This window comes from Desulfoferula mesophila (genome assembly GCF_037076455.1).
In the GTDB taxonomy this organism is placed as follows: Bacteria; Desulfobacterota; Desulfarculia; order Desulfarculales; family Desulfarculaceae; genus Desulfoferula; species Desulfoferula mesophila.
Genome location: NZ_AP028679.1, coordinates 3,883,400 through 3,897,610, shown reverse-complemented (window position 1 = coordinate 3,897,610; position 14,211 = coordinate 3,883,400). Strand labels below are relative to the sequence as shown.

11 protein-coding genes and 5 tRNA genes are annotated in these 14,211 nt (G+C 63.8%); 8 read left to right on the top strand and 8 right to left on the bottom strand.

Annotated features, from left to right (window positions below; genetic code table 11):
• Window positions 1–40: 40 nt before the first annotated feature.
• From AACH32_RS17965 to AACH32_RS17955, 3 genes are all read right to left on the bottom strand, one after another.
• On the bottom strand, window positions 41–1,201 hold the full coding sequence (locus AACH32_RS17965; protein ID WP_338602570.1) for a Bcr/CflA family efflux MFS transporter: 1,161 nt from the start codon (window positions 1,199–1,201) through the stop codon (window positions 41–43).
• Window positions 1,202–1,302: 101 nt separating this feature from the next.
• Window positions 1,303–2,997, bottom strand: a complete 1,695-nt coding sequence (locus AACH32_RS17960) for a vWA domain-containing protein (protein WP_338602568.1) — start codon at window positions 2,995–2,997, stop codon at window positions 1,303–1,305.
• A gap of 72 nt (window positions 2,998–3,069) precedes the next feature.
• Window positions 3,070–4,305 (bottom strand): hypothetical protein, encoded by a 1,236-nt coding sequence (locus AACH32_RS17955; protein ID WP_338602565.1) that lies wholly within the window; start codon window positions 4,303–4,305, stop codon window positions 3,070–3,072.
• A gap of 254 nt (window positions 4,306–4,559) precedes the next feature.
• Between AACH32_RS17955 and AACH32_RS17950 the strand changes: the two genes are divergently transcribed.
• Complete coding sequence (locus tag AACH32_RS17950) at window positions 4,560–5,342, top strand: hypothetical protein (protein ID WP_338602562.1); 783 nt, start codon at window positions 4,560–4,562, stop codon at window positions 5,340–5,342.
• A 197-nt stretch (window positions 5,343–5,539) separates the two neighbouring features.
• Here AACH32_RS17950 and AACH32_RS17945 read toward each other — a convergent pair.
• From AACH32_RS17945 to hemB, 3 genes are all read right to left on the bottom strand, one after another.
• A tRNA-Met gene (locus tag AACH32_RS17945) sits at window positions 5,540–5,616 on the bottom strand.
• 64 nt (window positions 5,617–5,680) lie between these two features.
• Complete coding sequence (locus AACH32_RS17940; RefSeq protein WP_338602559.1) at window positions 5,681–6,700, bottom strand: DUF933 domain-containing protein; 1,020 nt, start codon at window positions 6,698–6,700, stop codon at window positions 5,681–5,683.
• On the bottom strand, window positions 6,700–7,677 hold the full coding sequence (gene hemB, locus AACH32_RS17935) for a porphobilinogen synthase (protein ID WP_338602557.1): 978 nt from the start codon (window positions 7,675–7,677) through the stop codon (window positions 6,700–6,702). The genes AACH32_RS17940 and hemB overlap by 1 nt, the downstream gene beginning before the upstream one ends.
• Window positions 7,678–7,859: 182 nt before the next feature.
• Here hemB and AACH32_RS17930 point away from each other — a divergent pair, with 182 nt between their 5' ends.
• Window positions 7,860–8,834 carry a hypothetical protein gene (locus AACH32_RS17930; protein WP_338602554.1) on the top strand — a complete coding sequence of 325 codons (975 nt, stop codon included), beginning with the start codon at window positions 7,860–7,862 and terminating at the stop codon, window positions 8,832–8,834.
• Here the strand turns inward: AACH32_RS17930 and ahbC are convergent, their stop codons facing one another.
• Window positions 8,835–10,019 (bottom strand): 12,18-didecarboxysiroheme deacetylase, encoded by a 1,185-nt coding sequence (gene ahbC, locus AACH32_RS17925; RefSeq protein ID WP_338602552.1) that lies wholly within the window; start codon window positions 10,017–10,019, stop codon window positions 8,835–8,837.
• A gap of 138 nt (window positions 10,020–10,157) precedes the next feature.
• The gene (locus AACH32_RS17920; RefSeq protein ID WP_338602549.1) at window positions 10,158–11,951 is read right to left on the bottom strand and encodes an AAA family ATPase; all 1,794 of its coding nucleotides are present in this window, start codon (window positions 11,949–11,951) and stop codon (window positions 10,158–10,160) included.
• Between the two features lie 273 nt (window positions 11,952–12,224).
• Here AACH32_RS17920 and AACH32_RS17915 point away from each other — a divergent pair.
• The 6 genes from AACH32_RS17915 to AACH32_RS17890 all read left to right on the top strand — a co-directional run bounded on the left by AACH32_RS17915 (window position 12,225) and on the right by AACH32_RS17890 (window position 14,187).
• Window positions 12,225–12,300, top strand: a tRNA-Thr gene (locus AACH32_RS17915).
• Between the two features lie 126 nt (window positions 12,301–12,426).
• A tRNA-Tyr gene (locus tag AACH32_RS17910) sits at window positions 12,427–12,511 on the top strand.
• A 67-nt stretch (window positions 12,512–12,578) separates the two neighbouring features.
• A tRNA-Thr gene (locus AACH32_RS17905) sits at window positions 12,579–12,655 on the top strand.
• A 72-nt stretch (window positions 12,656–12,727) separates the two neighbouring features.
• Window positions 12,728–13,927, top strand: coding sequence for an elongation factor Tu (tuf, locus tag AACH32_RS17900; protein WP_338602517.1), 1,200 nt, complete (start codon window positions 12,728–12,730; stop codon window positions 13,925–13,927).
• An 11-nt stretch (window positions 13,928–13,938) separates the two neighbouring features.
• Window positions 13,939–14,091 (top strand): 50S ribosomal protein L33, encoded by a 153-nt coding sequence (gene rpmG, locus AACH32_RS17895; protein WP_338602547.1) that lies wholly within the window; start codon window positions 13,939–13,941, stop codon window positions 14,089–14,091.
• A gap of 18 nt (window positions 14,092–14,109) precedes the next feature.
• A tRNA-Trp gene (locus tag AACH32_RS17890) sits at window positions 14,110–14,187 on the top strand.
• Window positions 14,188–14,211: the final 24 nt, after the last annotated feature.

Below are 14,211 nucleotides of genomic sequence, written 5' to 3'. Positions count from 1 at the left end.
GCTGGCGCCTGCGGAAGGCCATTTTGCCGGGAGATAAGGTTCAGGCTTTTTTGGCGAGGCGCTTGGCGGATAGACCCCAGAATATCAAGTCCACCCCGCCCACCAATACCCCCAGCACGCCGATGACCGTGATCTTGTCGGCCCAATCCAACGACACCAGAAACATGCCCAACGCCCCCAGCATCATGAAGCTGAAGGCGATGAGCGAGGAAGCGCTGCCGGTGTCGTGATCCACCTGGTCCAGGATGAGGTTGGTGGCCGGGGGGCGCGACAAGCCCAGGCAAAACCCCAGCACCCACATGGGCAGGGCCAGGTCCCAGGGCCCGGCGTGGCTGCCCAGGCTCATCCACAGCCCGGCGGCGAAGATGCCCGCGAAGCTCAGGGTCAGCACGTGCTTGGTGGAGAGCAGGCGCGACAGGCGGGTGAAGGCGAACGAGCCGCTCATCAACGACAGGGCGTTGAAGGCGAAGAAGTAGCCGAAGTCGGTTTCGCTAAGGCCGAAGCGGGTGATGTAGATGTCCGAGGAGGCGGCGATGAAGGCGAAAAAGGGCAGGCCCATAAGGGCGGTGGACAGGTTCAGTCCGGTGAAGCGGAGGTTGGCCAGGATGCGCACGTACAAGGTCAGGGTGGCCGAGAGCTTGTCGTCGGAAAAGACCCTGAGCGGCTCGGGCATGCGCCACACCGCGGCCAGGGCCACCAGGCCCAGGAGGCCCTGGACGGCGAAAACCCAGGGCCAGTCCAGCAGGGTCATGATCCAGCCGCCGATGATGGGGGCCAGCATGGGGGCCAGGGCGATGATCACCGAGACGTAGGCAATGATCTGGGCCCGCTTCTCGGACTCGAAGACGTCCTTGGCGATGGCCAGGGCCAGTGCCGAGGCCGAGGCAGCCCCGGCCGCCTGCAGGGCCCTAAACCCCACCATCATCCACACCCCGCTGGAGGCGGCGCAGGCGGCGCAGGCCACCACATAGCCGGCGATGCCCACCAAAAGAGGCTTGCGCCGGCCGATGCGGTCGGAGACCGGCCCGTAGATGAGCATGAAAAGGCAATAGGTTACGAAGAAGGAGATCAGGGTGAGGTTCTCCGTGGCCAGGGGCTGGCCCCAGGTTTCCTGCAATACCGGCAGGGCCGGCAGGTACATGTCGGTGCTAAGGGCGGGAAAGGCCGAAAGCAGGGCTATGAGGAAAAAGTAGTAGCGCATCAATCACGGTTGCTCAAAACGACCCGGTGCGCTCCGCCCCCTCGCGGGCCAAAAAAAAGGAGCCGCCCCGGCGGGCGGCTCCGGGATGAACAAGGTCGAATTCAGCGATGGTCCAGGCTCTGGGCCAGGCGCACCAGGCTATGCATTTCGCCCCGGTAGCCGTAAGGGTCGTCGCCTTTGGCTCCCTGGGCCAGGGCCAGCACCTGCGGGTAACTGAACTCTCCGGTATATACTCCACCCCGCAGGATCTCGCCAAAGGCCGCCACCGCCGCGGCCCAGCGGAAGTCGGCCGGGGCGGCGGCCAAGTCGCGGCGCACCTGGCTGCGGGCAATGGGGGTCTGCATTAGAAGGCTCTTTTGCTGCCCGGGCAGCTTGTAGCGGATCTTCAGGAAGGCCAGCTCCTTACGGGCGGCGGGGGAGGCCGGGGATGCAGCCGCCGGGGCATAGCGCAGGGGCTCCAGGCGCATCCCCTGGCTACCCACCAGGGCGATCTCATACAGGGCCGTGACCGTGTGCCCCGCGCCTACTTCCCCGGCGTCCACCTGGTCGTTGGTGAAGTCCTCGCGCTTGAGCAGGCGGTTCTCGTAGCCGATCAGGCGGTACTCGGCCACCACCACCGGATTGAACTCCACCTGGATTTTCACGTCCTGGGCGATGGTGAGCATGGTGGCGGCAAGCTGGTCCACCAGCACCTTCTGGGCCTCGTTCAGGTTGTCGATATAAAAGTAGTTGCCGTTGCCCACGTCGGCTAGGCGCTCCATGAGCCGCTCGTTGTAGTTGCCCCGGCCGAAGCCCAGGGTGGTCAGGCCTACCCCGGTCTTGCGCTGGCCGGCCACTAGGTCCATGAGCTGGCGGTAATTGGTGATGCCCACGTTGAAGTCGCCGTCGGTGGCCAGGAGGATGCGGTTGACCCCCTGGGGAATGAAGGCTTGGCGGGCCAGGTCGTAGGCCAGTTGCAGGCCCTGGCCCCCGGCGGTGCTGCCCGCGGCGCGCAGGCCGTTCACTGCGGCCAGTATGACCGCCTGTTGGTCGCCGGGGGTGGGCGGCAGCGCTACCCCGGAGGCTCCGGAGTAAACCACGATGCTCACCCGGTCCCTGGGCTGCAGCTGCCGCACCAGCAACCCCAGGGCTTTCTTGAGCAGGGGCAGTTTGTCCGGGCTGCGCATGGAGCCGGAGACGTCGATCAAAAACACCAGGTTGGCGGCGGGGCGCTGGGCCGCCTGGACCTCATAGCCCTTGATGCCCAGGCGCAAAAGCAGGGTGTGGGGATTCCAGGGGGTGGGGGCGATCTCCACCGCGGCGGCAAAGGGGACCTTTGTGTCGCGGGGACCTGGGTAAGCGTAGGGGAAGTAGTTGATCATCTCTTCGATGCGCACCGCGTCCCTGGGGGGCAGACGGCCCTCGCGCAGGAAACGGCGCACGTTGGCGTAAGCCCCGGTGTCCACGTCCGCGCTGAAGGTGGATACCGGGTGCTCGGCCACCCGGCGCACCGGGTTGGAGGATATCTCCTGGTAGGTCTCCCGGTCGGTGGGTTGGCTGGGCATGCGTTGCACGGCCGCGGCCCCCGGGGCCGCTTCCACAATGCGCCGCGACCTGCCCGTGTCGCCCATTAGAGCCGGGGCGTTGGCCGGGGTCAGCTTCGGCTGGGGGGCTGGCGGCGGTGAGGCCGGGGGCTGCGCCTTGGCCGAGGCCGGCGGCGCGGTCCGCTCCGGGGCGGGGGGACTGGTCTGGGTGCAGGCAACGACGAGGGTCAGGCCGAGGCACAAGGCCAGAACCGGCACTCTGGGCACACGCATGATCTCTTCTCCGGCTGGCGGCCGCGGGGTCCTCTCGCGGCCAGGGGTGGTCTGAGGCCTCCGGGGGCCGGGTCAGCGGTTACCTTGCAACTTGGAGCGGATGAAGCTTTGGCATTCGTTCATGTTTTTGCCCCGGAACACCATCACGTTGTAGCCCCCGCGCACCAACTTGCCGCTGGCCGAACCCGCGGGATCGTCCATTACCGCCAGGTAGCGCCCGGTGTCGCGGTTGAAGCCCACCAGGCAGGTGGGAGGCTTGTTCACCGCCTTGACGTAACGCTGGCAGTTGTCCCAGGAGGTGGGTCCGCGAACGATGGCGGTATAGCCATGAGTGACGAGCTTGTGGGAGCCGGTGCCGTCGTTGCCGTCGCAGGCCACGGCGTAGCGCTTGGTCGCCGGATTATAGCCCACGAAACAGCGGCCGGTGGGGTTGACCGGTTTCCCTCCGGGTTGTTTGTTGCGCACATAGGTCCAGCACTGGTTCCAGGTGCTCGGGCCCTTGACGATGCTGGTGTAGCCCTGGCTGGCCAGCTTTTGTCCGGCGGTGCCGTCGTTGCCGTCGCAGGCCACGGCATAGCGCTTGGTCGCCGGATTATAGCCCACGAAACAGCGGCCGGTGGGGTTGACCGGTTTCCCTCCGGGTTGTTTGTTGCGCACATAGGTCCAGCACTGGTTCCAGGTGCTCGGGCCCTTGACGATGCTGGTGTAGCCCTGGCTGGCCAGCTTTTGTCCGGCGGTGCCGTCGTTGCCGTCGCAGGCCACGGCGTAGCGCCGGGTGCTGGGGTTGTAACCCACATAGCAGCGCCCCCCGCTGGGATCGGTGCGGCGCGCGTTGACGTAGTTCCAGCACGCCGCCCAGGTGGTGGGCCCCAGCTCTATGTGGTAGGCGCCGTGGTTGCTCAGCTTCCAGGTCCCCGGCCCGTCGTTGCCGTCGCATGCCACCGCATACTGGGTGGGATTGGTACCCGGCCGCGAGCCCACATAGCAACGGCCGCCGTCCTGGCCCGCGCCCAGGGCCGGCACCCGGCCGCCACCACCGCCTCCTCCGCCCCCGCCACCTCCGCCCCCGCCACCTCCGCCACCTCCGCCACCGGGCGAGGCGGGTTGGGCGCATCGGGAGATCTCATTGCTTCGCTGGGCTTTGCAGGCCTCGCAATCACGGGAGGTGGACTGGCCCAACAGGCTGACCGAGTTGGCGCAGGCGGGACAATAGCGATTGACGCATTCCTGCAGGGTCTCGGCAGTGGCGGTTGGGGACCAAAGGAGCAGGCAAAACAGGAATAGGCAGAATAGGCGGAAGAATCTCATGGGTTTCTCCTCTTTGCAGGTCTTTCCATGAATCAGAGGGGCAAGCCGGTGCGCGCTGGAAGATGGAAGAAACAGGGCTTGGTATAGGTAATTCCTGCCGGAAGGCTTTATTTGTTAGGAGTCGTCTTAAGGAGGGATGGGAGGTTTCATTAGCCGGCCCCCGCGATGGTATATTGCAACTGATTTGTTTGTAGATTACCGGGGCCGAAAACGCAATGCCCAATATCGTCCGGGTTTTCGGGAAAGGCACAATTATGGCCGTGCGCGCGACTCTGATCGTCTGGTGCCTCTGGCTGGTTTTGTTGCTGGTTCCGGCGGCGGCCCTGGCCGGGCTAACCGCCCAGGTGGCCAAGTCGGGCCAAGGCCGGGCCAGCCTCAAACTGGAGGTCCCCGCCGAACTCGCCCCAGGCAGCCGGGTGGAGTTGGTGTATTTGGCCGGCGGCCTGCCCATGCTTCTGGGCGAGTGGGAGGTGGTGGAGCAGCGGGGGGAGCGGCTGCTTTTGGCCGAGCGCCGGGTGGTCGTACCTTTGTCTCCTGGGATGCGGGTGCAGGTGGAGCCCAAGGCGGCGGCCCCCAACCAGGCGGCCCGGCTGCGGGTCGCGGTGCGCATGAACGGGCGCCCCACCTTCGGGCGCTTGTACGTGTACCGGCAGCCGGGGGACGGACTGGTCAAGGATATGGCCGTGCCTCCCCGCGGCTGGGTGGAGCTAAAACTGCCCCCGGGCCGCTACCGCGCCGTGGTGCTGCACACCGGCCTGCCCGACGGCCCCACCGTGCGGCTGGCGCCCTTCCGGTTGGAGCCGGGCGGCCGAGTGGAGCTTGGCGCCGAGTTCGTGCAGGGCTGGCTGGAGGTGGAGGCCGTCAAAGGGGGGCGGCCGGTGCAGGCCAATATCAAGGTGTACCGCGACGACGGCTACTACCTGACCGAGGGGCAGGCCGGGCCCGATCGCCGGGGCATTTCGCCCTGGTCCCGGGGGTGTACGCGGTGGAGGTGCTGGAGCCGGGGCAAGAACATGGAGTTCTGGTGCGAGCCATAATGGTGCGCCAGGGCGGCACCACCCGGGGAAGGGTCACCTTGGACTGAAGGGCCGGCTCCGTCTCGGCCGGGGGGCTCTCGCTAAAACCAGGCCCGAGGGGCGCGGCTCTTTTCCGCCTGGGCCGAGCGACCCCGCCATATACAGAGCGGGAGCACTAAAAAAACCAGCCGCCCGAAAGCGGCTGGTCGTGCTGGCTATGGTGGCGATGCAGGGACTTGAACCCCGGACACTGCGGATATGAGCCGCATGCTCTCACCATCTGAGCTACATCGCCAGAGAGGCTAATATTTAGTGCGTGGGGGCGCTTCTGTCAAGTGTTAGACGCCCCTTAAGCCCTATTATACGTTGAAACGCACGTGGAGGACCTCGCCGTCGCTCACCAGATGGTCCTTGCCCACCACCTTCATGAGCCCCGCCTTCTTGACCGCCGCCTCGGAGCCCATCTCCAAAATGTCCTGGTGGCGCATGATCTCGGCCCGGATGAAGCCGCGCTCCAGGTCGGAGTGGATCACCCCGGCGGCCTGCTGGGCCAGGGTGCCCTGGGTGATGGTCCAGGCGCGCACCTCGTCCTCGCCCACGGTGAAGAAGCTGATGAGGCGGCAGGCGGCGTAGGCCGCGAAGATCAGGCGATCCAGGGCGCTTTCGGCCATGCCCAGGTCGGCCATGAACTCGGCCGCCTCCTCGGGCTCCAGCTCGGCCAGCTCGGCCTCGATGGCCGCGCGGGCCACCACCGGCGCGACCCCGTCGCCCAAATCCGGCGGCTCGGGGTCGTCCTCGGCGTTGTTGGCCACCACGATGCGCGGCTTGGCCGTGAGTAGCCCGAAGCCCCTGAGCTTGGGGTGGTCGGGTATCTCCTCGTCGGCGTCCAGCAGCTGCTCGGCGTTGAGCATCTCCTGGGCGCGGGTCAACAGAGCCAGCTCCTCGCCATCCACGTCGCGGCCCCGCTGGCGGTCCAGCGCGATGCGCTCCAGGCGGCGCTCCACGGTGATGAGGTCGTGCAGGATCAGCTCGTCCAGGAAGTCGCGATACTCCCCGGCCGGGTCCGGCGCGCCCAGGCCGCCGTCGAAGTTGCGCACCACCTGCAAAAGGCCGTCGGCGTGGCCCAACTCGGCCGGCAGCTTGGCCGCCGGGTCCTCGGGCTTGGCCGGGGGCGGCGGCGGGTCCACAAAGGTGATCTGGGCGTAGGTGGTCTTCTTGGGCTTGTACAGGGCGCTGAGTTTGTCCACCCGCTCGTCGGGCACGTTTAAGAGCGCCATGTTGGCCTCGCCGCGCCCGGCTCCCCCGGCCCGGCGTCCGGCCAGGGCGGTGAACAGGGTGGACTTGCCCGCGCCGGGCATGCCGCAAAGGGCCAGGCGCATCAGCGGCCTCCCACCAGGGCGGCGGCTTCCTTGGCGAAGTAGGTGAAGATGAAGTCCGCCCCCGCCCGCTTGATGCTGATGAGGCTCTCCATCATCACCCGCTGTTCGTCGATCCAACCCTGCTGGCCCGCCGCCTTGATCATGGCGAACTCGCCGCTCACCTGATAGGCGCTCAGCGGCAGGTCGAACTCCTGGCGCACCGCGCTAAGCACGTCCAGGTAGGGCAGGGCGGGCTTGACCATGAGCATGTCCGCGCCCTCCTCCACGTCCATGGCCACCTCGCGCATGGCCTCGCGGAAGTTGGGCGGGTCCATCTGATAGCCCCGGCGGTCGCCCTCTTGGGGGGTGCTGTCGGCCGCCTCGCGGAAGGGGCCGTAAAAGGCGCTGGCGTACTTGGCGGCGTAGGACAACAGGATGACGTCGTCCAGCCCGGCCTCTTCCAGGCCCTCGCGGATGGCCAACACCCGGCCGTCCATCATGTCGCTGGGGGCCACCACGTCGGCCCCGGCCTGGGCGTATACCACCGAGGCGCGGGCCAACAGCTCCAGCGTGGCGTCGTTGTGCACGTGGCCCTTTTCCAGGATGCCGCAGTGGCCGTGGCTGGTGTATTCGCACAGGCACACGTCGCACATCACGATGAGGTTGGGCAGGGCCTTTTTCACGGCGCGCACCGCCCGGGGGATGATGCCCTTGGGCGAGTAGCCCTCGGTGCCCAGGGCGTCTTTTTTCTCCGGGATGCCGAAGAGGATCACGCCCGGCACGCCCAGGTCGGCCACCTTGCGGCATTCCTCCACCAGCGCGTCGATGCTGTAGCGGTTCACGCCGGGCATGGAGCCGATGCCCTGGCAGACGTCGTCGCCGGGGCAGACGAACATGGGATAGATGAGGTCGTCGGGGGTGAGGACCGTCTCGGCCACCAACCGCCGCAGGGCCTCGGTCTTGCGCAGGCGGCGCATGCGCACCAAGGGGAAGGACATGAGATGCCTCCAAATGTCGATTAAGTGTGCGTGAGCACAGTATTACCGGAGAGGGGGGGAGGGGTCAATGGGGAGAAAAGCACGCAATAAGGCAATATGGGCTATAATTTTAACTTTATTCCCTTTCAGATAGCCGAGGGGGGCCCATGCCAAATCCACCGTGCCCTGTCTGTTATGAGCCAATGGACGACAACTGGCGCAACAATGGAGATTGGTATCATGTGAGTTGTCCGAGATGCGGAATTTTCAATATTTCACACACTGCCTCGCGTATGATTCATCCCGATACAGAGGAATTCAAAGAAAGAGGTAGTAAAGAAAGGGCAATGCTATCTTCCTGGTTGAGAGAAAATGAACCACCTGAAATGATTCATTCGACGTTCTTTAACGACCCAAACAATCCTCTTGGTAAGCTGTTTAAGAATGCGAAGATGCCAACCTTTGAGGAAAAGGAAGAACGGCTTCTCGTGGCCTTGAGTGAAAATATTGAATTCGTTGGGCAGAGGTTTGATTGGGATACTAAAAAGAAAGAATTAGAAGCTAGGGCCTGGGCTGTAAACCAACGAGAGCTTGAACATATTTTCGAAAGCCTAGCGGAAAAGGGATTTATAAAGGGGGGCGTTTTGCCTGCCGGAACTATGGACGACTCCGATGCATTTATTCATACGGACGTAAAGCTAACATCAAAAGGGACTGTAAAAGTAGAACAGCTCAAGGAGGGAGGCCAGGGAAGTCAGCAAGCTTTTGTGGCGATGTGGTTTTCACCAAAAACGGAAGAAGCATGGCTGCATGGTTTTGAGCCAGCTATTCTTGCTGCTCAATATAGTCCAATGAAAATAGATCTCGCGGAATTTAATGAAAGAATCGATGAGAGAATACTTTTTGAAATAAAAAGAAGTCGGTTTTTAGTGGCCGACTTAACCGGCCACAGAGGCGGTGTTTATTATGAAGCTGGCTTCGCTCAGGGAAGGAACATTCCAGTAATTTGGACTTGTAGAGAGGACCATTTTAAATACTTGCACTTCGATGTCAGACAATACAAGTGCATAAAGTGGAGTCAAGGAAACTTACCACAATTAAAAGACGATCTGACAAAGAGAATTGAAGCTACCATAGGACTAGGCAAGTACTTGTTGCCTAAGGAACTTATTTCCTAACTACCTAACTGCGATCTCCTCGTCCGTCAAGTAGCACGCCGGGTCCGGGGCCCACAGGTCGCCGGTGGCGGCCTCGGCCCGCACCCGGAAGTTGCCCCCGCAGATATCCAGCCACCGGCAGGTGGCGCAGCGCCCGGTAACGTAGGGGCGCTTGTCCTTGAGCTTGCCCAGCACCGGGTGGCTGGTGTCGGACCAAATCTCGCTGAAGGGCCGCTCGCGCACGTTGCCCAGCTCCAGATGCCGCCAGAACTGGTCCGGATGCACCTTGCCGTCCCAGGACACGCACCCGATGCCCCGCCCGGAGCTGTTGCCCTCGTTCCAGCTAAGGAGCTCCAACACCTCGGCGGCCCGCTTGGGGTCTTCGCGCAACAGGCGCTGGTACACGTAGGGGCCGTCGGCGTGGTTGTCCACGGTGAGCACCTCGGGGCACATGCCCTTGTCAAACAGCGCCTTGGTGCGGTCCATGATCAGGTCCAAGAGCTCGCGGGTGCCCTGGTGGCCCAGGTCCTCGTCCATCAGCTTGCTGCCCCGTCCGGCGTAGACCAGGTGGTAGAAGCAAATGCGCGGGATGCCTTCGGTTTCCAGGATGTCGAACAGGGCGGGCACCTCGGCGGCGTTGTGCTGGAACACGGTGAACCTGAGCCCCACCTTGAGCCCGGCGGCCATGGAGTTGCGGATACCTTCAAGCGCTTGCTCGAAGGCGCCGTCCACCCCCCGGAACTTGTCGTGGATGGCCTTGGTGCCGTCCAGGCTCACGCCCACGTAGCTCAGGCCTATGTCCTTGAGTTCCTTGGCCTTGTCAGGGGTAATCAGGGTGCCGTTGGTGCTTATGACCGCCCGCATGCCCTTGCCCACGGCGTAGCGGGCCAGCTCGGGCAGGTCGGGGCGCATCAGGGGCTCGCCGCCGGAAAAGAGGATCACCGGCGCGCCGAAGTTGGCCAGGTCGTCGATCATGACCTTGGCCTCGGCGGTGGAAAGCTCCTGTTCGGCCGGCCCGGCGGTGGCGTGGGCATAGCAGTGCATGCATTTGAGGTTGCAGGCCTTGGTCATGTTCCAGACCACCACCGGCTTCTTGTCCTCGGCGAACTGTAGCAAGTGGCTGGGCAAGTCTTTGGAATGCCTGCCGTAACGCAAAGCGTCGCTGGGCTCCACCGTACCGCAATATAGCTTGGAAATGCCGATCATAAGCTGTGGACACGGGAGGGGGACTGGGGTCGAAAGCCTTCCCTCCGCTGCTCCCTTCGCAAATATCCCCGGCCACGGCGCGGGGCCGTGGCCAGGGAGAGGTTAGGTTTTGCTTCCACCAAAGTTAAAGCGTTTGCTCTAACTAGTACGCGACTCCAGGGTGGCGCTGTAGTGCGCCTGGAACAGGCCGTGCAAGTACTTTTCGGTGTCGTACACCGCCTCCTCGGGCAGGAGGAACTCGCCCTGGCCGGTGCGGTCGCGCACCAGGCGCAGGCCCGGCTCCAGCACCTGGCTCAGGCGCTGGCCGTAGTCGCGCACGCCGCAGCCCTCGGCGGCCGCCCCGGCCAAAATGGCCACCTCGGCCGCCTCGCTGAACTTGATCTTTATACCATAGCGGTCCAAGAAGGCGACCTCGAACTCCCGCACCTGGCGCAGGCGCTCGATAACCTGGTCAAAGGCCGTGCCCAGGCTCATGCCGCTGCGGTAGTATTCGTCGGCGATCAAATCCATGCGCGCCGGGGTGAGCGGGGCCTCCAGCTGCTCGGCGTACATGATCTCGCGCTTGGCGATCATCTTAAGTAGTTCCATGCGCTCGGCGCGGCCCGCCGTCTCGAAGCGCTCCTCCCGGGCCGGGTCCTCGGCCTGGGCCAAGACCAGCTCCAGCTCGGCCTTGGGTTCGGCCACCAGCTCCGGGGTCACCAAAAGCTGGGCGATGTCGGTGCTGGGCAGCGTCCGCTCAAAGGGCAGCAGGGCCTTTTCCACCACCGTGACCAGGGCCCGGGCCCCGGTCTTCATCTGGGCGGCGCGCTCGGCCAGGGCCTTGAGGGCCGCGTCCTCGAAGCGCAGGTCGATGTTGTAGGCCGCGAAGTCGCGCTTTTTGCTGATGATCACCGGGTTGTTGGGGTTGCGCAATATCTGGTGCAGGTCGTCGGCGCTAAGCTCCTCCAACACCACGCTCACCGGCAGGCGGCCCACGAACTCGGTCTCAAAGCCGTACTCCACCAGGTCCTGGGGGGTTATCTCGTGCATGTAGGCCTGGTCCTCCGCGGGATCGGCCACCTTGGCCCCGAAGCCCAGCTCCTTCTTGTTCAGCCGCCGCTTGATCACCTCGGGCAGGTCGCCGAAGGCCCCGGACATCACGAACAGGATGTGGCGGGTGTTCACGGCGCGCTTCTCGCGCTTGCCGGTCTTGCGGTAGGTCTCGATGGCCTGGATCTGGCTGATGGGGTCGTGGGCCACCTTGAGGTCCACCTCGGTCTCTTCCATGGGCTTGAGTAGCGCCCGCTGCACCCCGGTGCGGCTCACGTCCGGGCCCACCAGGTTGTGGCTGGCCGCGATCTTGTCGATCTCGTCCACATAGACGATGCCGTATTGGGCCAGCTCGATGTCCTCGTCGGCCTCGTGCACCAGATCGCGCACCAGGTCCTCCACGTCGCCGCCCACGTAGCCGGTTTCGCTGAACTTGGTGGCGTCGCCCTTGACAAAGGGCACCCCCAGCTTGGCGGCGATGAGTTTGACCAGATAGGTCTTGCCCACCCCGGTGGGGCCTATCAAAAGGACGTTGTTCTTGATGAGCCCCACGCCGTCCGCCGGGTCGGTGCCCGCGCGTTTGCTCAAGTATTTAGCCCGGTTGAAGTGGGTGCATATCTTGGTGGCCAAGACGGCCTTGGCCTCGTCCTGGCGCACTATATATTGGTCGAGGTAGGCAACCAGCTCCTCGGGGCGCATGTCGAAGTTGATGCGCGACCACACCCCGTCCTCGCCGCCGTCGTCCACATCGGGCAGGGGGCAGAAGCCGGGCGCGGTCTGGCGGGCCTTGTCGGAGTACTTTTTGGCAAGATAATCGGTTAGCTGGCGCTCCAAATGCTTGGGGTCGGGGGCGCCGCGCTTGTTCTTGTCGCCGTTGTCCAGGTTGTTTTTGCTCTGGCTCATATGGGAACCTACTTTCGTAGACATGTGATTGACCCGCCTAGGCCCTTGGCGGGCCCGGCGGGTCGGCTATACTATCAATATAAGAATCCCGGCCCCCGGTCGCAAGGCGGCGGCTTGCCGTATATTTTTTGGGGCGCGGCCTTGAAAATGGTCCTGCCTTGGTGTAATAATCCCCTAGTTTGCCACCCGTCCTCAGCCGGAGGGTCGGCCCCTTTTCAACGGCAAAAGGTTGCCTCCGGGTGAACGGTGGGGTATATTTCTGCGCACTTAATCGCTGGCGTAGCTCAACTGGCAGAGCATCTGATTTGTAATCAGAAGGTTGCGGGTTCAAGTCCCATCGCCAGCTCCAGCCATGCAGGCGACGCGGCGAGGCGGTGAGCGGAAATAAAGGCTTCCGGCCGGCAAGGGCCCCAGGGCTCGCGGTCGGGCGGGCCTGCTCCGAGGGCAACGGCCGCGAGGCGCTTAGAAAATAAATGGTGAGGTTCCCGAGTGGCCAAAGGGAGCAGACTGTAAATCTGCCGGCAACGCCTTCGGAGGTTCGAATCCTCCCCTCACCACCAAAAAATAGTTTGCTCTGCCCGGGCCGGCGGCCGCGGGCGGCACGGATACACAACGAGGAACACCCAAGCCCACGTAGCTCAGCAGGTAGAGCACTTCCTTGGTAAGGAAGAGGTTCATCGGTTCAAGCCCGATCGTGGGCTCCAAAATTTGTTGATTTGGTGGCGGCAGCCGGCGGCCCCCGGCCCGCAAACCCTAACTCCCCAAGGAGTGTCGTCATGGCCAAGGCAAAGTTTGAGCGCAACAAGCCGCATTGTAACGTTGGCACGATTGGTCACATCGACCACGGCAAGACCACGTTGACGGCCGCGATTACCAAGTGCCTTTCCACCCGTGGGGCGGCCGACTTCGTGGCCTTCGACGAGATCGACAAGGCCCCGGAAGAGCGCGAGCGCGGCATCACCATCGCCACGGCGCACGTGGAGTACGAGACGGAGAACCGTCACTACGCTCACGTGGACTGCCCTGGCCACGCTGACTATATCAAGAACATGATCACCGGCGCGGCGCAGATGGACGGCGCGATCCTGGTGGTCGGCGCGGACGACGGCCCGATGCCCCAGACCCGCGAGCACATTCTTCTGGCTCGCCAGGTGGGCGTGCCGGCGATCGTGGTGTTCTTGAACAAGACGGACATGGTCGACGACGAGGAGCTCATCGAGCTGGTGGAGCTTGAGCTTCGCGAGCTTCTGGACAAGTACGAGTTCCCTGGCGACGACACCCCGATCGTCAAGGGCAGCGCCCTCAAAGCCCTTAACTGCGGCTGCGGCAAGGACGACTGCCCGGACTGCGCCCCGATCTTCGAGCTGATGAAGGCGGTGGACGAGTTCGTGCCCCAGCCCAAGCGCGAGATTGACCTTCCGTTCCTGATGCCCATCGAGGACGTTTTCTCGATTTCGGGCCGCGGCACGGTGGTGACCGGTCGTATCGAGCGCGGTCAGGTCAAGATCGGCGACGAAGTCGAGATCGTGGGCATCAAGGACACGATCAAGACGGTGTGCACCGGGGTTGAGATGTTCCGCAAGATCCTGGACTCTGGCGAGGCGGGCGACAACATCGGCGCGCTGCTGCGCGGCGTGAAGCGCGATGACGTGGAGCGCGGCCAGGTTTTGGCCAAGCCGGGCTCGATCAAGCCGCACACCCGCTTCAAGGCCGAGGTTTACGTGCTGAGCAAGGAGGAGGGTGGCCGCCACACTCCTTTCTTCAACGGCTATCGCCCCCAGTTCTACTTCCGGACCACCGACGTGACCGGTGTGGTGGAGCTTCCCGAGGGCGTGGAGATGGTGATGCCCGGTGACAACGTGGCCATCGAGGCCAACCTGATCACCCCGATCGCCATGGAAAAAGAGCTTCGCTTTGCCATCCGCGAGGGCGGCCGTACCGTCGGCGCCGGCGTGGTCAGCGAAATCATCGAGTAAGCGGAGCAATAATGGCACGCGACATAATCCAACTGGTGTGCACCCAGTGCAAGCGCAAGAACTACAGCACCACCAAGAACAAACGGCGCACCCCGGACAAGCTCGAGTTCAAGAAGTACTGCCGCTTCTGCGGCAACCATACCCTGCACAAAGAGGGTAAATAGGTTCCCATGTTTGCTTGCAGGCCTGTAGCTCAACTAGGCTAGAGCGTCGGACTCCAAATCCGAAGGCTGGGGGTTCGATTCCCTCCAGGCCTGCCAAACTTAACGTAAAAGTCCTCCACG

Bases quoted from the DNA above. Each gene is read 5' to 3' on its own strand.
- AACH32_RS17920 (WP_338602549.1), bottom strand. From the start codon at position 11,951: ATGAGCCAGAGCAAAAACAACCTGGACAACGGCGACAAGAACAAGCGC.
- AACH32_RS17940 (WP_338602559.1), bottom strand. From the start codon at position 6,700: ATGCGCCTGGCCCTTTGCGGCATGCCCGGCGCGGGCAAGTCCACCCTG.
- ahbC (WP_338602552.1), bottom strand. From the start codon at position 10,019: ATGATCGGCATTTCCAAGCTATATTGCGGTACGGTGGAGCCCAGCGAC.
- tuf (WP_338602517.1), top strand. From the start codon at position 12,728: ATGGCCAAGGCAAAGTTTGAGCGCAACAAGCCGCATTGTAACGTTGGC.
- rpmG (WP_338602547.1), top strand. From the start codon at position 13,939: ATGGCACGCGACATAATCCAACTGGTGTGCACCCAGTGCAAGCGCAAG.
- AACH32_RS17965 (WP_338602570.1), bottom strand. From the start codon at position 1,201: ATGCGCTACTACTTTTTCCTCATAGCCCTGCTTTCGGCCTTTCCCGCC.
- hemB (WP_338602557.1), bottom strand. From the start codon at position 7,677: ATGTCCTTCCCCTTGGTGCGCATGCGCCGCCTGCGCAAGACCGAGGCC.
- AACH32_RS17960 (WP_338602568.1), bottom strand. From the start codon at position 2,997: ATGCGTGTGCCCAGAGTGCCGGTTCTGGCCTTGTGCCTCGGCCTGACC.
- AACH32_RS17955 (WP_338602565.1), bottom strand. From the start codon at position 4,305: ATGAGATTCTTCCGCCTATTCTGCCTATTCCTGTTTTGCCTGCTCCTT.
- AACH32_RS17950 (WP_338602562.1), top strand. From the start codon at position 4,560: ATGGCCGTGCGCGCGACTCTGATCGTCTGGTGCCTCTGGCTGGTTTTG.
- AACH32_RS17930 (WP_338602554.1), top strand. From the start codon at position 7,860: ATGGACGACAACTGGCGCAACAATGGAGATTGGTATCATGTGAGTTGT.